Here is a 17,849-nt window from a genome sequence, read left to right on the forward strand (position 1 = left end):
CACGGGGAGCACGTGGCTCACTGAAGGGTGAGCCGGGTGCTGATCCAGTGCGGGTCGGGCACCACCGTCAGCAGCGCCGACACGACCACGACGGCGGCCAGCACCGCCAGCTCGGCGCGGGCGGGGGCCGTCGCGTCCCCACCGTGCCGTGCCCGGCGGCGGTGCATGCGGCGGCGGGCGGTCAGGGCCAGGGCGCTCGCCACCGCGACCAGGACGAGCTTGGCGATCAGCACCCTGCCGTACGCGCTGGAGAGCACGACGTCGGCGGGCAGGCGCCGCAGCGTCGAGCACGTGCCGGTGACGGCGAGCGCCGCGTAGAGCCAGCCGGCGAGGCGCGCGTACCGCGCCAGGGCCTCGCGTGCGCCCCGCACGCCGCCGCCGCGCAGGTGCGCGACGCGCAGCACGTACAGCAGGCCGCCGACCGACAGGGACCCGGCGGTCAGGTGGACGACGGTGAGGGCCGTGCCGAGCTCGGGCGTGTACGGCTCCGGGTGCGCGCGCAGCGCCTCGGCGCCGGTCACCAGCGCGAGCGGCGCGAGCGCCCAGCCGGGCCGGGCGAGCGCGGCGCAGGCGGCCGCGAGGGCGAAGCCGTTCGCCATGAGCAGCAGCAGTCCGCCCTCGCGCGTGCCGTACGCGGCGGTGAGGTCGAGGCCGCTCACGTCGGCCAGCACCACGATCTGCCCGGCCGAGGCGGCGGCCCCGCCGAGCGCCGCCCACACCGCCCACGGCCGGGGCCGGAGCCCCTCCCCCGCGAGCCGGGCACCGGCGAGTTCCCCCAGGTGCAGGGCGAGGGCGGCGAAGACGGCGACGCGCAGCAGGGTGGTGGCCCCGGGGGCCGGGATGCGCAGCTCGCCGGTGCCGCGCGCGGCGATGCCGGCGCCGTAGAGGGCGACCGCGAGCGCGGCGAGCGCGCCGGCGCCGGCGAGGAGCGCCGTACGCGTACGGCGCCGCCCGGATCGCCGGACGGCGCCGTCGGGTGCGTGGACGGTCACGCCTTGTTGAGGTGCGCCCAGAACTCGTCGAAGGTCAGCAGGCCGTCGCCGTCGCCGTCCTGGTTGTTGATGACGGCCTGGGCGACGGTCTCGGTGACGTTGAAGTCGCCGAGCTGCGCCATGACGCTCTTGTACTCGGCGGCCGAGATCAGCCCGTCCCCGTTCACGTCGAACCGCTCGAATGCCTTGCGCGCCGACTCGATGTCCGCCACAGGTCCACCCCTTCTTGGTGCATAACTGACGCCGGTCAGATTATCGGGACGGCAGGTGCACCCGGTCCGGGGGCCATCCGGCACCATGGAACGCATGAGCGATACGGTGGCGGAGATCCTGGCGGCAGCGGCACGCGGCGTGTTCCCGCCGGCCGACGGCTCGGTGACGGTGGTCCCGCAGCCGAACACCCGGGACGCCGGGGTGCTCTCCTTCACCGCGCACTCGGTGGTCTTCACGGACGAGGACCCGGACTGGATACGCTCCACCCTCGCGGCCACCGCGAGCGACCCCCTGGCCGCCACCATGAACCCGGTGTTCCTCGCGGCGGTCCTGGCCCGTACGGGCCGCCACATGAACACCGTCGACCTGCTGACGGCCGCCCCCGCCCTGCCCGGCGCCCCGGAGCGCCCCCTGCGCGAGATCGCCGACCCCGGCCACCCCCGCGTCGCGCGCGCCCTCAAGTTCCGCGACGACGTACGCGTCTGGGCGGCCGACGGCGGCGTGGTGATCCTCGGGCGCGGCGTCGCCGGCCGCTGGGAGGCGGCGGTCGAGGTCGACGAGGAGGCGCGCGGCGGCGGACTGGGCACGGCCCTCGCCGTCGCGGCCCGCCACCTGGTGCCGGACGCGGTGGTGTGGGCCCAGCAGGCGCCGGGCAACGCCCGCAGCGTGCGGGCCTTCCAGGCGGCGGGTTACCGCCCGGTGGGGTCGGAGGCGCTGTTCATCGCCGGGTAGGACACCTCGTGACGGCTCAGCGGAAGACGCCGGTGTGGCCGAGCGAGTAGCGGCCGGGCTGCGGGTAGACCGCCAGGCCGTGCGGGCCGCTGCCGACCGGGATGCGCGCGAGCTGCTTGCCGGTCGTCGTGTCGATCGCGTACACCTCCGAGTCGTACCGCCCCGACAGCCACAGCACCTTGCCATCGGCGGAGACGCCGCCCATGTCGGGTGAGCCGCCGTCCGGCAGGTGCCACTTCTTGGTGAGCGCGCCGCGCGCGAAGTCGTAGACGGAGACGGAGCCCTCGCCGCGGTTGGAGACGTACATCTCCTTCGAGTCCCGGGAGACGTACAGGCCGTGGCAGCCCTTGCCGGTGGGCAGCAGCTTCGGCGGGGCGAAGGTGTCGCCGTTCAGCACCCACATGCCGTGGGCCATCATGTCGGCGATGTAGAAGGTCTTGCCGTCCGGGGAGAGCTTCACGTCCTGCGGCATGGCGCCCCGGAAGGGCAGCCGCTGCTGGCCGATCACCTTCATCTTCTCGGTGTCGACCTTGAGCAGTTCGCCGGAGAACTCGCACGAGACGACGAAGTAGCGGCCGTCGGCCGAGAAGTCGGCGTGGTTGACGCCGTAGCAGGAGACGGGCTCGGTGTGGACGCGCTCCATGGTGTGCGGGTCGCGGAAGACGAGCTCGCGGTCGAGGGAGGCCATGACGACGGCGTACTTGCCGTTCGGCGTGAAGTAGAGGTTGTACGGGTCGTGGACCTCGACCGGCTTGCCGGCGGCGCCGGTGCGCGGGTCGATGGGGGTGAGGGTGTGACCGCGGTTGTTGTTGACCCAGAGCGTCTTGAGGTCCCAGGACGGTACGACGTGCTGCGGCTGGACGCCGACCTTGATGGTCTCGATGACCTTGTACGTCTTCGGGTCGATGACCGAGACCGTGCCCGAGTTCGTGTTGGGCACGTACACGCGCGAGGGGAAGCCCTTGACCACCGGCGAGAGCCGGTTCGGGCGGTCGGCCGCGTAGACGTCCCGGGGATCGAGGAGCGGCGGCATGCCGGGCAGTCCCCCCGGGGCCTTCGCCTTGGCCTTCGGTACGGCGGCGGGCGCGGCGGCCTTCGTGGACCGCGCCTCGGTGCGGTCGGCGCCGGCGCCGGAACAACCGGCGAGGGCCGCGAGCGCGGCGAGCGCGCCGGCCGCGAGAAGGCTCTTCGATCGCTGCGAGAGGGTCGTCACGCGACATGTATGGCGCGAACGGGGCGAACCATAACGAGGGGGAAAATTTGAATGGGGGCGAGAAGCCGAGGAATCAAACAGCCTGACCCATATTTATTCATGGTTTGCAAGGTGGGTGGCCTAACTCACCTGCGTTTCCGTCTCCGCATAGCCCGATTTGCACACTATTGAGCCGGTAGGGTCGTTTGGCGGCAAGGCCCCCCGTCTGCCATAGTCGGTGCACACGACCCCCATTGACCCGGGCGAGGTCGCACACGCGCCGTGGACACACCCCACTCCCCGTTCACGGCGCCGCACGAGAAAGCCCCCGCGGCGCCGCACCACGGCGCGAGGGGGCTTTCTTCGTGCACGGTCACGGCGGCCCGGCAGGTCACCGGTCCGAGACGCGCATCTCGAACCAGGTGGTCTTGCCGCGCGGCAGCAGGTCGACGCCCCACCGGTCGGAGAGCTTGTCGACGAGGAAGAGCCCGCGTCCGCTGGTGTCCATCTCGCGGACCGGCATCAGACAGGGCAGGCCGCGCGAGGGGTCGCGGACCTCGATCCGGATCCAGCCGCGCCGCCGCAGCATCCGCAGGCCGAAGACGCGGGCCCCCGTGTGCCGTACGGCGTTGCCGACGAGCTCGGAGACGAGCAGGATCGCGTGCTCGGCGATCTGCGGGCCGAGGGCCCACTGCCGCAGGACGACGCACTGCGTGAGCCGGCGGGCCGTGGCCGCCGACTCCGGCAGGGACGGCAGCCGCACCTCGTCCTCCGTCGGATTGCCCAACAACTCCAGCGCCTTGAGCGCCTCTTCGTCGTCCGCGACCGGCACCCACCGCGCGGCGGTGGCGCCGCCGCGCTGCCGTGGTTGCTCCACACCTTCCAGCCCCGCCATGCCCCCCATCATGGCCGCCCGGCCGCCGGCGCGGGGCCGTTCCCGAGGAATCGGTCCTCCACCGACGACGGCGCCGAGGGGCATGTTTGGCATATGCCAATGGCATGAAAAGCCCGCATGTGGGGCGTGACCTGCGGTGACGCAGATCACACTCGCCCGGCCGAGCGGGCCGGCGGCATAACCCCGGGCCCGTTCACCGCTCCGTCAAACCACCCGCACGGCTGACACGCGAAAACCGGGGTCACCAACGGGGCCGCGCTCAGAGGAACTTGGCCTTACCGGGACCCTCCTCCACGAAGCTACGCATACCGCGCTCCCGGTCCTCGGTCGCGAAGAGCCCGGCGAACCAGTTCCGTTCAATGGTCAGGCCCGTGTCGATGTCCGTCTCCAGGCCCGCGTCGACGGACTCCTTGGCGGCGCGCAGCGCCAGCGCCGGCCCCTGGGCGAGCTTCGCGGCCCAGGCGTGCGCCTGCTCGTACACCTCGGCCGCCGGGACGACGCGGTCCACGAGCCCGATGGCCAGCGCCTCGTCCGCCTTCACGTGACGGCCCGTGAAAATCAGGTCCTTCGCCTTCGAGGGGCCGACGAGCCGGGCCAGGCGCTGCGTACCGCCCGCGCCGGGGATGAGGCCGAGCAGGATCTCGGGCTGGCCCAGCTTCGCGTTCTCGCCGGCGATCCGGAAGTCGGCGCAGAGGGCGAGCTCGCAGCCGCCACCGAGCGCGTACCCGGTGACGGCGGCGACGACGGGCTTGGGGATGCGGGCGACGGCGGTGAAGGAGTCCTGGAGGGCCTTGGAGCGCAGCACCATGGCCGCGTGGTCCATCGCCTGCATCTCCTTGATGTCCGCGCCGGCCGCGAACACCTTCTCGCCGCCGTACAGCACCACGGCGCGGACGTCGTCGCGGCGGGCGGCCTCCTCCGCGAGCTCGCGCAGCCGGTCCTGCGTGGCGATGTCCAGCGCGTTCATCGGCGGGCGGTCCAGGCGGAGGGTGCCGACGCCTTCGGAGACTTCGAGAGTGACTGTCATACGACGCAGGTTAGCGTCCGTTAACGACAACGGGCCCGGTGCCGTCGGTCACTTCCGCGGCACCGGGCCCTGACGAGCGCGTGACTTACTTGATCCACTCCGACCAGGACATGTTCCAGCCGTTGAGGCCGTTGTCCGGCTTGATCTGCTTGTCCTTCGAGTTCTTCACGATGACCACGTCGCCGATGAGCGAGTTGTCGTAGAACCAGGCCGCCGGGGTGTTCGGGTCGCCCGCGCCGCGTGCGTCGCGCAGGCCCACGCAGCCGTGGCTGACGTTGGCCGAGCCGAAGGTGCCCGCCGACGCCCAGTAGTTGCCGTGGACGAAGGTGCCGGACGTCGACAGGCGCATGGCGTGCGGCACGTCCTTGATGTCGTACTCGCCGCCGAAGCCCACGGTGGCGCCGTTCATCCGGGTCACCTTGTACTTCTCGCTGATGACCATCTGGCCGTTGTACGTCGTCGTCGACGGCGCGCCCGCGGTGATCGGGATGGTCTTGATGAGCTTGCCGTCGCGGACGACCTTCATGGTCTTCTCGCTCGCGTCGACCGTGGAGACCTGGCTGCGGCCGATGGTGAAGGACACCGTCTTGGACTGCTTGCCGTACACGCCCGGGCGGCCCTCGACGCCGTCCAGGTCCAGCTTCACGGTCACCTTGGTGCCCGCCGCCCAGTAGTTCTCGGGGCGGAAGTCGAGGCGGTCGTTGCCGAACCAGTGGCCCTCGATCGGCACGGACGGCACGGCGGTCACCTTGATGGCCTTCTCGACGGCCTCCGGGTTGGTGATGCCGCGGGTGAAGTTGATGGAGACCGGCATGCCCACGCCGACGGTCGAGCCGTCCTCCGGCGTGTAGTGGCCGATGAAGGTGTTCTTCGGGACAAGCGTGGTGAACGTGGTGTCCTTGGCGGACTCACGGCCCTCGGCGTCCTTGGCTATCGCGTGCACCTTGTACTTGGTGCCGGAGGCGAGGTGCCGGACCGGCTCCCAGCTCGTGCCGTCGGCGGCGATCTTGCCCTCGACCTGGTTGCCCTTGGAGTCGGCGACCGTGACCGTGGTCAGCTTGCCCTTCTCGGCGGTGACCTTCAGGGCCCCATTGGTGGCGACCGACGCGGCGCCGTCCTTGGGCGTGACGGTGACGACCGCCTGCGAGGCCGCGTTCCCCACCGCGGCCGCGTCCTGCTTCTTGTCCCCGCCCTTGCCGCCGCCGCTGTCGGAGCCCCCGCCCCCGCACGCCGTCGCCAGCAGCAGCAACGCCCCCATGAGCAGGGCCGTGCCCCTGCGCTTGCCCGTGCCCGCGCTGCGCGTGCCGCCCGCTCCGGCCGATGCCCCCGATATCGGCTGCCCGTTCACTGTGGTGTTCTCCCCTCGCACCGGCCTGGCACCGCCACGGCCCGCACCCCCGCGCGCTTCAACCGCGCGCACCGCGTTAGATAATCACATTGCAGGCACCACGCAGCGCCCTCGAATGTCACCGTTCAGTCCCAACTTGTCCAGGACGAACACGTGCCATGCGGGGCGCGCGCGGGTGGGCGGGGGTGAAGGAAGCACTCAGGACAGCGCGGAGCCCGCCTTCCAGCGCTTCCAGTCCATGTTCCAGCCGCCCAGGCCGTTGTGGGGAGCGACCGTACGGTCTTGGGAGTTGACGACTTCCACCACGTCGCCGATCAGGGTCCGGTCGAAGAACCAGCCCGCCGGGGTGTCCGGGCTGCCGCCCTTCACATCGCGCAGCCCCACGCAGCCGTGGCTGACGTTCGCCGCGCCGAAGGTCGTCGCCGGGGCCCAGTAGTTGCCGTGCAGGAAGGTCCCCGAGTCGGTCAGCCGCATCGCGTGCGGCACGTCCTTGATGTCGTACTCGCCCTTGCCGGTCTTCTTGTCCGTGAAGCCGACCGTGGCGCCGTTCATCCGCGTCACGTCGAAGAGCTCGCTGACCACCATCTTGCCGTTGTACGTGGTCGTCTTGGGCGCCCCGGCCGTGATGGGCAGCGTCGTGACGAGCCTGCCGTCGCGCCGCACCTCCATGGTGTGCTCCTCGGCGTCCACCCGGGACACCTGGGAGCGGCCGATGGTGAAGCCCACCGTCTTGTGCTGGATGCCGTACACGCCCGGTGCCGCCTCGACGTCGCGCAGCCGCAGCTCGACGGTGACCCGGGTGCCCGGCTTCCAGTACGCGCGCGGCCGGAAGTCCAGCCGGTCCTTGCCGAACCAGTGGCCGGCCACCTCGACCGGCGGGTGGGCGGTGACCCGGATGGCCCGTTCGACGGCGGCGCGGTTCTCGATGGGGCGGTTGAAGCCGAAGGAGATGATCATTCCGGTGCCGACGACGGAGCGGTTCTCGGGCTTGAAGTAGCCGATGAAACGGTGCTCGGGGACGAGGGTGGTGAAGGTGGAGTGCCGCGCCGAGCGGCGGCCGTGACCGTCCAGCGCGACGGCGTCCACGCTGTACTTGGCCGCCAGCGCCAGGCGCGTACCGGGCGCGGGGCGCCAGCGCAGCCCGTCCTCGGAGAGGGACCCGGGCACCTCGGCCGGCCGGTCGTCCTCGACCTTCATCACCCGGACGCGCTCCAGCCGCCCGCTGGGCACGCGCACCTCCAGCCGGCTGTCGGGAGCGATGCCCTTGGCGCCGTCCTCGGGGATCACCCGGATGGTGTCACCGGGCGCCCGGGCCTTGTCCCCGACGCCGAGGTCCAGCGAGGCCCCTCCGGTGCAGGCCGCCAGGCCCGCCACCAGCCCTGCCACCAGTCCCGCCCATGTCACGGCCGCGGCCGTGCCGAGCCCTGCCCGTCTCAGTACGTGTTTCACGATGCGCCCAACGAGTGCGCCCCTCCAAGGGAAACGTCAGTGCGGGTCATGTTGGGAGCAGGGCCTTGCGGGCAGAACAGGTGGAGGACCATGTGCGGGCAAGCCGCGGCCGGGACGCCGCGGCTCGTCTCCCGCATGGGCAAACGGGAGCCGCGGGAGGCCGCAGGTGTCGAGCGCAGCGGAGCAGGAGGCGGTGCGGCGTGCGCGGAGCGCGCCCGGTGCGCCGCGGGTGGTACGCGAGCTGAACGGGCGCCACCGGACGGCCCCGGGGCCACCGGTGTGGCCGGGGGCGCCGACGCCGCTGGGCGCGCGGTTCCGGGTGGGGCCGGACGGCGTCGCCGGGACGAACTTCGCCCTGTGGGCGGGCGGCGCGGAGGCGGTGGAGCTGTGCCTGTTCGACGAGGACGGCACGGAGCGGCGGTCCGCGCTGACCGAGCTGACCCATCAGATCTGGCACGGCTTCGTGCCGGGCGTACGGCCCGGGCAGCGGTACGGCTACCGGGTGCACGGCCGCTGGGACCCGTGGACGGGTGCCCGCTGGAATCCGGCGAAGCTGCTGCTGGACCCGTACGCGCGTGCGGTCGATGGAGACTTCACCCTTCCGGCGGAGGTCTACGGGCACGTCCGCGACTGGCCGGACCAGCACGTCGCCGACACCGTGCGCGACGACCGCGACTCGGCGCCGTACGTGCCCAAGGGCGTGGTCGTGCACGATGACGACGACTGGGCGGACGACCGTCGGCCGAAGACGCCATGGGCGGACTCGGTCATCTACGAGCTGCACGTGAAGGGCTTCACCCAGCGCCATCCGGGCATCCCGGAGGAGCTGCGCGGCACCTACGCGGGGCTCGCCCATCCGGCCGCGATCGAGCATCTCGTACGGCTCGGGGTGACGGCGGTGGAGCTGCTGCCGGTGCACCAGTTCGCGCACGAGGACCATCTGCTGCGGCGGGGGCTGCGGAACTACTGGGGCTACAACTCCATCGGCTACTTCGCGCCGCACGCCGCGTACAGCGCGTCCGGCACGGCCGGGCAGCAGGTGGGCGAGTTCAAGCGGATGGTGAAGGCGCTGCACGCGGCGGGCATCGAGGTCATCCTCGACGTGGTCTACAACCACACCGCGGAGGCGAGCGAGCTGGGCCCGATGCTGTCGCTGCGCGGCATCGACAACCGCGGCTACTACCGGCTGGCCGCCGACCCCCGCCGGTACGCCGACTACACGGGCTGCGGCAACACCCTCCATGTGGTGCAGCCCCACGTGCTGCGCCTGATCACCGACTCGCTGCGCTACTGGGTCACCGAGATGGGCGTGGACGGCTTCCGCTTCGACCTGGCGGCGGCGCTGGCCCGCTCCATGCACGACGTCGACATGCTGTCGCCGTTCCTCGCGGTCATCGCCCAGGACCCGGTCCTGCGCCGGGTGAAACTGATCGCCGAGCCGTGGGACGTGGGCAACGGCGGCTACCAGGTGGGGGCCTTCCCGCCGCTGTGGGCGGAGTGGAACGACCGCTACCGGGACGCCGTGCGGGACTTCTGGCGCGGTGCCCTGCCGGACGTGCGGGACCTCGGGTACCGGCTGTCCGGGTCCAGTGACCTGTACGCGTGGGGCGGGCGGCGCCCGTACGCCTCGATCAACTTCGTCACCGCGCACGACGGCTTCACGCTGCGCGACCTCGTGTCGTACGAGCAGAAGCACAACGAGGCGAACGGCGAGGGCAACCGGGACGGCACGAACGACAACCGGTCGTGGAACTGCGGAGCGGAGGGCGAGACCGACGACGAGGGGGTCAACGCGCTGCGGCGGCGGCAGCTGCGGAACCTGCTCACCACGCTGCTGCTGTCGACGGGCGTGCCGATGCTGGTCGCGGGCGACGAGATGGGCCGCACGCAGGGCGGCAACAACAACGCGTACTGCCAGGACAACGAGCTCGGCTGGGTCGACTGGTCGCTGCCGGAGCAGCCGGGGCCGCGCGGCCTGCTGGAGCTGACGTCCCGGCTGCTTCAGCTGCGCCACGCCCATCCGGTGCTGCGGCGCCGGGCGTTCTTCTCGGGCCGGCCGCAGGCGGCGGACGGGCTGCGGGACCTGGCGTGGTTCACCTCGCGGGGCGAGGAGATGACGGAGGGGGACTGGTACGCGCGGACGGCGACGATCGGGCTGTACCTGTCGGGCCGGGACATCCCGGGCCGGGACGCGCGCGGGGAGCCGGTCACCGACGACAGCTTCCTGGCGATCCTCCACGCGGCCGCCGACCCGCTGGACTTCCGGCTGCCGGGACCGCCGTGGGCCGCGTCGTACGAGCTGGTGGTGGACACCTCGCGGGAGGAGCAGGCGGAGGAGCCGGGGACGGTGCACGAGGGGGGCGGTCTCCTGACGGTGCCGCCGAGGTCGGTGCTGCTGCTGCGCGTCCGGGATTAGGACGGAGTAGGACCGGTCCGGCACCGGTCGGCCGAAAATCGGGCGAGCGATGTCAGTGGTCAACCGTAGGCTCGGTGCTGATGGCTGACCATGTGACCAACCGTTCGAGCGTGCGCTCGTTGCTGCGCCTGTGGCCGTACGTCCGGCCGGTACGGGCGCGGCTGTCCGTCGCCGCCCTCGTCGCCGTGGTGGCGTCCTGTCTGAGCCTGGTCATCCCCCTCGTACTGAAGTGGATCGTGGACGGTCCGGTGACGGAGCGCGATCCGGGCGGGGTGTGGCTGGGGGCCCTCGTGGTGCTGGGGCTCGGAGTCGCGGAGGCGGCGCTGTTCGGGCTGCGGCGGTGGCTGGTGGCGCGGCCGCTGGCGGGGGTGGAGGCGGCGATGCGCGCCGACCTGTACCGGCATGTGCAGCGGCTGCCGGTGGCGTTCCACGACCGGTGGGCGTCGGGGCAGCTGCTGTCGCGGGCGACGACGGACCTGTCGCTGCTGCGGATGTTCCTGGCGTTCCCGCTGACGTTCCTCTTCGTCAACGGTGTGACGGTGCTGGTGGGCTGCGCGGTGCTGCTGGCGCAGGACCTGGTGCTGGGGCTGGTGCTGCTGATGCCGGTGGTGCCGTTGATCGTGGTGTGCGCGCTGTTCGAGACGCGGTACTCGGTCGTCGCGCGGCGGGCGCAGGACCAGGTGGGCGATCTGACGACGGTCGTCGAGGAGAGCGTGCTCGGCATCCGGGTGATCAAGGGCTTCGGCCGGCACCGCAGCCAGGCGCGGGCGTTCCGCGCGCTGGCGCGGCGGCTGCGCGGTACGGAGCTGGTCAAGGCGCGGCTGCTGGCCGCCATATGGGGCGTGATCACCGTCGTACCGGAGCTGGCGATCGGCGCGGCGCTGGTGCTGGGCAGCGTGCGGGTGGCGGACGGGGAGCTGTCGGCGGGCACGCTGGTGGCGTTCCTGTCGACGGCGCTGGCGCTGCGCTGGCCGGTGGAGTCGATCGGCTTCCTGCTGGCGATGAGCCAGGAGGCGGCGACGGCGTCGGACCGGTACTTCGAGGTGATGGACGAGCAGGAGGAGGACGGTGGTGGTGCCGCGTCGGCTTCCCCCTCGTCCGGGGGCCTGCGGTTCGAGAACGTCTCCTTCCGCTATCCGGACGCGCCGCCCGACGCGCCGCCGGTGCTGGCCGGTGTCGACCTGTGGGTGCGGCCCGGCGAGACGATGGCGCTGGTCGGCGCCACCGGCTCCGGCAAGACCACCCTGACGGCGCTGGTGCCGAGGCTGCACGAGGTGACGGGCGGCCGCATCCTGCTCGACGGGGTCGAGGTGGCGGCCCTGCCCCGGGAGCGGCTGCGCGAGCTGGTGTCGGTCGCCTTCGAGGAGCCGACGCTCTTCTCGGCGAGCGTCGGCGAGAACGTCCTGATGGGCGCGGGCCCGGCGGGGGCGGGCGAGGCCGAGCTGCGGCGGGCGCTGGAGGTGGCCCAGGCGGACTTCGTGGGCGCGCTGCCGCACGGCACCGCGACACAGGTCGGCGAGCAGGGCCTGAGCCTGTCGGGCGGCCAGCGTCAGCGCCTGGCCTTGGCCCGGGCGGTGGTGGGCCGCCCGCGCTTCCTGGTCCTGGACGACCCGCTGTCCGCGCTGGACGTGCACACCGAGGGCCTGGTCGAGGCGGCCCTGCGCGAGGTCCTGCGCGACACGACGGCCCTGGTGGTGGCGCACCGCCCCTCCACGGTGCTGCTCGCCGACCGCGTGGCCCTGCTGTCGGAGGGCCGCGTCGCGGCGGTGGGCACGCACCAGGAGCTGCTGCGGACGAGCTCGGAGTACGCGTGGCTGATGTCGGGTGTGGAGACGACGAGGGGCGGTGCGCGGTGACGGAGACGGGGACGGGGACGAAACCCGGCGGCGGCGATCCGTTCGACCGGGACGCGCTGCCCGCCGCGCGCGGGGCGACGGGCGCGCTGCTGCGGTCGCTGCTGCGGCCGCTGCGCGGGCGGGTCGTGCTCGCGGCGCTGCTCCTGCTGGTGCAGCAGGCGGCCGTGCAGGCGGGGCCGCTGCTCGTCGCGTACGCCATCGACACCGCCGTACCGGCGCTGCGGCGCGAGGTGTACGGGCCGCTGGTCGCGGTCGGCGCCGGGTACGCGGCGTGCTCGGTGGGCGCCGGGCTGCTCCAGTACGCGTTCATCCGGGCCTCCGCGCGCGTCAACCAGGACGTGCTGCTGGACCTGCGCGGCCGGATCTTCCGGCACGCGCAGGCGCTGAGCGTCGACTTCCACGAGCGGTACACCTCGGGCCGGCTGATCTCGCGGGCCACGACCGATGTCGAGGCGCTGCGGGAACTGCTCAGCGAGGGGCTGCAGGAGCTGGTCGGCGTCCTCGTGTCCTTCGTCTCCATCGCGCTGCTGCTGCTCTGGCTGGACCTGGGCATGGGCGCCGTGGCCGTCGCGTCCTTCGTGCCGCTGTACCTGCTCGTACGGCTCTACCAGCGGCGTGCGGCGGTCGCGTTCAGCGCGCGGTCCACCGCGATCTCGTCGGTGATCGTGCAGTTCGCCGAGACGATGAACGGCATCCGCCCGGTGCGGGCGTTCCGCCGCGAGCGGGCCAACGACGCGCGCTTCGGGGAGCTGAACCACCGCCACGAGCGGCGCAACGGCGACGCGATCCTGGAGATGGCCCGCTATGTCGTCGGCTCGCGCCTGGTCGCCAACACGGCGGTCGCGGGCATGGTGCTGTGGGGCGCGTACCGGGTGGCGGACGGCACGCTCGCGCTGGGGGTGCTGGCGGCGGCCGTGCTGTACGTGCGCCGGCTGTACGACCCGATCGACCGGCTGGCGATGTTCCTGAACTCGTACCAGTCGGCGGCCGCGTCGCTGGAGAAGATCGCCGGGTTGCTGGCCCAGACCCCGACGGTCCCGGAGCCCGCCGCGCCGCGCGCCCTGCCGCCGTCGGGGACGGGCGGCCCGGGCTGGGAGGTGGCCTTCGAGGGCGTCCGGTTCGCGTACCGCACCGGGGGCGAGGTGCTGCCGCGCTTCGGCCTGACGATCCCCGCGGGGCAGACGGTCGCGGTGGTCGGGGCGACGGGCGCGGGCAAGTCGACGCTCGCGAAGCTGCTGGCCCGCTTCTACGACCCGACCGAGGGCCGGGTCCTGCTCGACGGCGTCGACCTGCGCGAGCTGGCCAACGCGGAGCTGCGGCGCGGGGTGGTGATGGTGACGCAGGAGGCGTTCCTGTTTTCCGGGACGGTCGCGGAGAACATCGCGCTGGGCCGCCCGGAAGCGAGCCGCGAGGAGATCGAGCGGGCCGCGAAGGCGATCGGCGCCCACGACTTCATCGCGGCCCTCCCGGACGGCTACGACACCGACGTGCGCAAGCGCGGCGGGCGCATCTCGGCGGGCCAGCGGCAGCTGGTCTCCTTCGCCCGCGCCCTGCTGGCCGATCCGGCGGTGCTGATCCTGGACGAGGCGACCAGCTCTCTCGACGTCCCGGGCGAGCGGGCCGTGCAGCGCGCGATGGACACGGTGCTGCACGGCCGCACGGCGGTGGTGATCGCCCACCGCCTCTCGACGGTGGAGATCGCCGACCGGGTGCTGGTGATGGAGGCGGGCCGCATCGTGGAGGACGGCCCGCCGGCCGAACTCATCGCGGGTGAGGGCCGCTTCGCGGACCTGCACCGCGCGTGGCGGGACAGCCTGGTGGGGTGAGGCCCTGTCAGGCGCGCGACACGTCGTAGGCCGAGATGCGGGCGCTCGGCGTGGTGCCCGCCATGCCGCCGGGGGCGTAGAGGCAGGTGCGGGCGAGGTCGTCGGAGCAGGGGGCGGCCGTGGCACCGAAGCCGAAGCGCGCCTCGGGGAGGGACGGGACGGCCGACCAGCTGTTGGTGCGGGGGGCGAAGACCTCCGTGGTGGCGACGGCCGTCATCTGGGTGGAGGGCGAGCCGCCGATGCCGTACACGCAGGTGGTGCCGACCATCGAGGTGGTGCCGGGGCAGGGGCCGGACGTGACGCCCATGGCGCGGCGGGCGGTCGGGGTGGAGGGGAGCTTCACCCAGGCGCGGGCCTCGGGGTCGAAGACCTCGACGGTGTTCACGGGGTCGGCGGTCTCGGCGCCGGTGCCGCCGACGGCGTACACGCAGGAGGGGGCGGTGGAGACCACGGCGCGGGGGCAGGTCGCGGCGGTGACGCCCAGGCTGCGGCGGGGGCTGGGGAGCTGAGGCAGCGGCGCCCAGGTGTTGGTGGCGGGGCTGTACGCCTCGACGGTGGCGAGGGTGGTGATCGTGCTGCCGGAGCCGGTCCCGGGGGTGTGACCGGTGCCGGTGCCCGGGGCCGGGTCCTTGGCCGGGTCCTTGGCGGGGTCCTTGTCCGGGGCCGGGTCCTTGGCCGGGTCCTTGGCGGGGTCCTTGTCCGGGGCCGGGTCCTTGGCCGGGTCCTTGGCGGGGGCGTCCTTGGCCGTGCCCGTACCGGTGCCCTTGGCGGCGGCCTGAGCGGCGGCGTGGCCCGCACCCGTGCCCGTGGCGCCGCTGCGCGCCGCGCCGCCGACGGCGTACACGCACAGGCCGCGCAGGGACGTCTCGCCGGGCGGGCACGGTGCGGTCGCGGCGCCGAGGAAGGCGCGGGCGCTGCGCATCGCGGGCACGGCCGCCCAGGTGTTGGTGGCCGGGCTGTACGCCTCGACCGCGGTGAGGGAGCCGCCGCCGTTGGTGCCGCCGACCGCGTACACGCAGGTGCCGCGGAGCGCCTTGATGCCCGCGGGGCACGGCGCGGTGGCGGCCGCGAGGCCGGAGCGGCCCACGGTCATCGAGGGGAGCTTCGCCCAGGTGTGCTTCTCGGGGCTGTACGCGTGGAGCGAGAGGGCCGCTTCGAGGGGGTGGCCGCCGACGACGTACACACACTGGCCGTCCCCGAGGGTGTCGACGGCGTCGGGGCAGGGCGCCGTGGTGGTGCCGTGGCCCGTGCGGGCGAGTTTCATGTCGGGGACGGGCACCCAGTCGCCGGCGTCGGCGTGCGCCGGGGCACCGGAGGCCGCGAGCGCGGACGTCACGGCGGCGGCGAGGAGCCACCTCCGCCGGCGCCGTCCGGTGGGCGTACGCCCGGGGCCTCTTGAGAAGATCCGCACCTTGATCCCTGCCTTCTTTTCCGACGTTCTGACGGGACATTCGGGACCATTAAGGCATTGCGCTCCCCGACACGCGGGTCCGGCGGCGACCGAACGACTGACGGGGCGCGGCCGGAAGACGGGCGGAGCGGAACGCGCCAGAGTTCACCCCGGCCGCCACGGGTGGGGCGCGCCCCCCGGTGCGGGAGGCGCTCCGGAGCGCGCCCGCGGACGCCCCAGTTCATCCGACGAAACGTCCGCTTAACGAACATGACGATGCGAGCAACGGACGATTTCCGGCCAACTTGTTGACGCGGTCCTGACAGGAACCCTCCGCTGCTGCCACTCTTCCACCGTTCTTGCGCACAGCTGTTCGCACTGCGGCCACCACCGCGTTCCGACCTGTTCCACCAGCTCTGTTTGCTCCGCCGAGCGGCCCACCCAGCCGCCCGTACCCCCCTCGCAAAAGGAGTCTGCGTGAGATCCACGCCAAGCCGTCGCGCCACCGCGACAGGCGCTCTGATCGCCGCCGCCGCCATGCTCGCCGTGGGCGTGCAGACCGGTACCGCCGCCGCCGACGACGAGTGGGGCCCGGTCGCCCCGAAGGGCCAGGCCGCCGGCAAGGCCGACCCCGGCGCCCTGCCCGCCGACCTCTCCCCCGCCCAGCGCACCGCGCTGATACGCGCCGCCGACGCCGACAAGGCGGCCACCGCCAAGCAACTCGGCCTCGGCGCCCAGGAGAAGCTCGTCGTCCGCGACGTCGTCCAGGACCGCGACGGCACCACCCACACCCGCTACGAGCGCACCTACGGCGGGCTCCCGGTCCTCGGCGGCGACCTCGTCGTCACCGAGACGAAGGCGGGGAAGACGGAAGGCGTCAGCAAGGCGTCCCCGGCGCAGCTCGAGAACGTCGACACCAGCGCGGACATCGCCCCCGCCGCCGCCGAGAAGCAGGCGCTGGGTGCCGCCCGGGCGGAGGGCTCCAAGGCGACGGACGCCGAGCGCGCGCCGCGCAAGGTGGTCTGGATGGGCCAGGGCACGCCGGTCCTCGCGTACGAGACGGTCGTCGGCGGGCTCCAGCACGACGGCACCCCGAACGAGCTGCACGTCATCACCGACGCCACCACCGGCAAGAAGCTGTACGAGTGGCAGGCCGTGCACACCGGCACCGGCAACACCCAGTACAGCGGCCAGGTCACGCTGGGCACCGCCCCCTCGTACACGCTGACCGACACCGCCCGCGGCAACCACAAGACGTACAACCTCAACCGCGGCACCTCCGGCACCGGCACGCTCTTCTCCGGCGCCGACGACATCTGGGGCGACGGCACCCCGTCCAACCTGGAGACCGCGGGCGCCGACGCCCACTACGGCGCCGCGCTCACCTGGGACTACTACAAGAACGTGCACGGCCGCAGCGGCATCAAGGGCGACGGCGTCGGCGCGTACTCCCGCGTCCACTACGGCAACGCCTACGTCAACGCCTTCTGGCAGGACAGCTGCTTCTGCATGACGTACGGCGACGGCGCCGCCAACGCCAAGCCGCTGACGTCGATCGACGTCGCCGCGCACGAGATGACGCACGGCGTCACCTCCAACACCGCGGGCCTGGTCTACAGCGGTGAGTCCGGCGGCCTCAACGAGGCGACCTCCGACATCTTCGCCGCCGCCGTCGAGTTCTACGCGAACAACCCCAAGGACCCGGGCGACTACCTCGTCGGCGAGAAGATCGACATCCGGGGCAACGGCACCCCGCTGCGCTACATGGACAAGCCCAGCAAGGACGGCTCGTCCAAGGACTACTGGTACTCCGGCATCGGCGGCGTGGACGTCCACTACTCCTCCGGCCCGGCGAACCACTGGTTCTATCTGCTCTCCGAGGGCAGCGGCGCCAAGACCGTCAACGGCGTGGCGTACGACTCGCCGACCTCCGACGGCCTCCCCGTCACCGGCATCGGCCGCGACAAGGCCGCGCTGATCTGGTACAAGGCGCTGACGACCAAGTTCAACTCGCGGACCGACTACGCGGGTGCCCGCGCCGGCACCGTCGCCGTCGCGACCGAGCTGTACGGCGCCGGCAGCGCCGAGGTGAAGGCCGTTGAGCACGCCTGGGCGGGCGTCAACGTCGGCTCGCGCCCCGGCGGTGGCGACCCGGGCACCGGCAAGGTCTTCGAGAACACCGCCGACGTCGCCATCCCCGACAACGGCGCGGCCGTCACCTCGGCCGTGAGCGTCACCGGCGTCGCGGGCAACGCCCCCTCCACCCTCAAGGTGGACGTGGACATCGTCCACACCTGGCGCGGTGACCTGGTCGTCGACCTGGTGGCGCCCGACGGTACGGCGTACCGGCTGAAGAACTCCAGCTCCTCCGACTCCGCCGACAACGTCAAGGCGACCTACACGGTCAACGCCTCCAGCGAGGTCGCCAACGGCAGCTGGAAGCTGCGCGTGCAGGACGTCGCCGCGCAGGACACCGGCTACATCAACAGCTGGAAGCTGACCTTCCCGTAACC

At 72.7% G+C, this 17,849-nt stretch carries 13 protein-coding genes; 5 read left to right on the forward strand and 8 right to left on the reverse strand.

Going from position 1 to position 17,849, the window contains the following annotated elements; genetic code table 11:
- Window positions 1–17: 17 nt before the first annotated feature.
- Window positions 18–992 carry a CopD family protein gene (locus ABZX67_RS13475; protein WP_355358576.1) on the reverse strand — a complete coding sequence of 325 codons (975 nt, stop codon included), beginning with the start codon at window positions 990–992 and terminating at the stop codon, window positions 18–20.
- A complete protein-coding gene (locus ABZX67_RS13480) occupies window positions 989–1,204 on the reverse strand; it encodes an EF-hand domain-containing protein (protein ID WP_355358579.1) in 216 nt (71 codons plus the stop codon). Before ABZX67_RS13480 ends, ABZX67_RS13475 begins: the two co-directional genes overlap by 4 nt.
- Window positions 1,205–1,298: 94 nt before the next feature.
- Here ABZX67_RS13480 and ABZX67_RS13485 point away from each other — a divergent pair, with 94 nt between their 5' ends.
- Window positions 1,299–1,937: a GNAT family N-acetyltransferase gene (locus tag ABZX67_RS13485; protein ID WP_355358582.1), complete on the forward strand. Its 639-nt coding sequence runs from the start codon at window positions 1,299–1,301 to the stop codon at window positions 1,935–1,937.
- A gap of 16 nt (window positions 1,938–1,953) precedes the next feature.
- On the opposite strand, the gene ABZX67_RS13490 is transcribed toward ABZX67_RS13485, so the two are convergent.
- The 5 genes from ABZX67_RS13490 to ABZX67_RS13510 form a co-directional block, all read right to left on the reverse strand.
- Window positions 1,954–3,150, reverse strand: coding sequence for a YncE family protein (locus ABZX67_RS13490; protein WP_355358585.1), 1,197 nt, complete (start codon window positions 3,148–3,150; stop codon window positions 1,954–1,956).
- Window positions 3,151–3,520: 370 nt separating this feature from the next.
- Window positions 3,521–4,036, reverse strand: coding sequence for an ATP-binding protein (locus ABZX67_RS13495; protein ID WP_355358853.1), 516 nt, complete (start codon window positions 4,034–4,036; stop codon window positions 3,521–3,523).
- A gap of 247 nt (window positions 4,037–4,283) precedes the next feature.
- Window positions 4,284–5,051 (reverse strand): enoyl-CoA hydratase-related protein, encoded by a 768-nt coding sequence (locus ABZX67_RS13500; RefSeq protein WP_355358588.1) that lies wholly within the window; start codon window positions 5,049–5,051, stop codon window positions 4,284–4,286.
- Between the two features lie 85 nt (window positions 5,052–5,136).
- Entirely contained in the window at window positions 5,137–6,399 is a 1,263-nt protein-coding gene (locus ABZX67_RS13505) for an Ig-like domain-containing protein (protein ID WP_355358591.1), read from the reverse strand.
- A gap of 198 nt (window positions 6,400–6,597) precedes the next feature.
- The gene (locus tag ABZX67_RS13510) at window positions 6,598–7,848 is read right to left on the reverse strand and encodes an Ig-like domain-containing protein (protein WP_355358594.1); all 1,251 of its coding nucleotides are present in this window, start codon (window positions 7,846–7,848) and stop codon (window positions 6,598–6,600) included.
- 229 nt (window positions 7,849–8,077) lie between these two features.
- Here ABZX67_RS13510 and glgX point away from each other — a divergent pair, with 229 nt between their 5' ends.
- From glgX to ABZX67_RS13525, 3 genes are all read left to right on the forward strand, one after another.
- On the forward strand, window positions 8,078–10,264 hold the full coding sequence (gene glgX / locus ABZX67_RS13515; protein WP_355358856.1) for a glycogen debranching protein GlgX: 2,187 nt from the start codon (window positions 8,078–8,080) through the stop codon (window positions 10,262–10,264).
- A gap of 80 nt (window positions 10,265–10,344) precedes the next feature.
- Window positions 10,345–12,120, forward strand: coding sequence for an ABC transporter ATP-binding protein (locus ABZX67_RS13520; protein ID WP_355358597.1), 1,776 nt, complete (start codon window positions 10,345–10,347; stop codon window positions 12,118–12,120).
- On the forward strand, window positions 12,117–13,946 hold the full coding sequence (locus tag ABZX67_RS13525; RefSeq protein WP_355358600.1) for an ABC transporter ATP-binding protein: 1,830 nt from the start codon (window positions 12,117–12,119) through the stop codon (window positions 13,944–13,946). The genes ABZX67_RS13520 and ABZX67_RS13525 overlap by 4 nt, the downstream gene beginning before the upstream one ends.
- Window positions 13,947–13,953: 7 nt before the next feature.
- Here ABZX67_RS13525 and ABZX67_RS13530 read toward each other — a convergent pair whose 3' ends face one another.
- Entirely contained in the window at window positions 13,954–15,282 is a 1,329-nt protein-coding gene (locus ABZX67_RS13530; protein WP_355358603.1) for a hypothetical protein, read from the reverse strand.
- A 531-nt stretch (window positions 15,283–15,813) separates the two neighbouring features.
- Between ABZX67_RS13530 and ABZX67_RS13535 the strand changes: the two genes are divergently transcribed.
- The gene (locus ABZX67_RS13535) at window positions 15,814–17,847 is read left to right on the forward strand and encodes a M4 family metallopeptidase (RefSeq protein ID WP_355358606.1); all 2,034 of its coding nucleotides are present in this window, start codon (window positions 15,814–15,816) and stop codon (window positions 17,845–17,847) included.
- Window positions 17,848–17,849: the final 2 nt, after the last annotated feature.

The sequence above is a fragment of the Streptomyces sp. NPDC003036 genome, assembly GCF_040611175.1.
Lineage (GTDB): Bacteria > Actinomycetota > Actinomycetes > Streptomycetales > Streptomycetaceae > Streptomyces.

Bases quoted from the DNA above. Each gene is read 5' to 3' on its own strand.
- ABZX67_RS13495 (WP_355358853.1), bottom strand. From the start codon at position 4,036: ATGATGGGGGGCATGGCGGGGCTGGAAGGTGTGGAGCAACCACGGCAG.
- ABZX67_RS13500 (WP_355358588.1), bottom strand. From the start codon at position 5,051: ATGACAGTCACTCTCGAAGTCTCCGAAGGCGTCGGCACCCTCCGCCTG.
- ABZX67_RS13520 (WP_355358597.1), top strand. From the start codon at position 10,345: ATGGCTGACCATGTGACCAACCGTTCGAGCGTGCGCTCGTTGCTGCGC.
- ABZX67_RS13485 (WP_355358582.1), top strand. From the start codon at position 1,299: ATGAGCGATACGGTGGCGGAGATCCTGGCGGCAGCGGCACGCGGCGTG.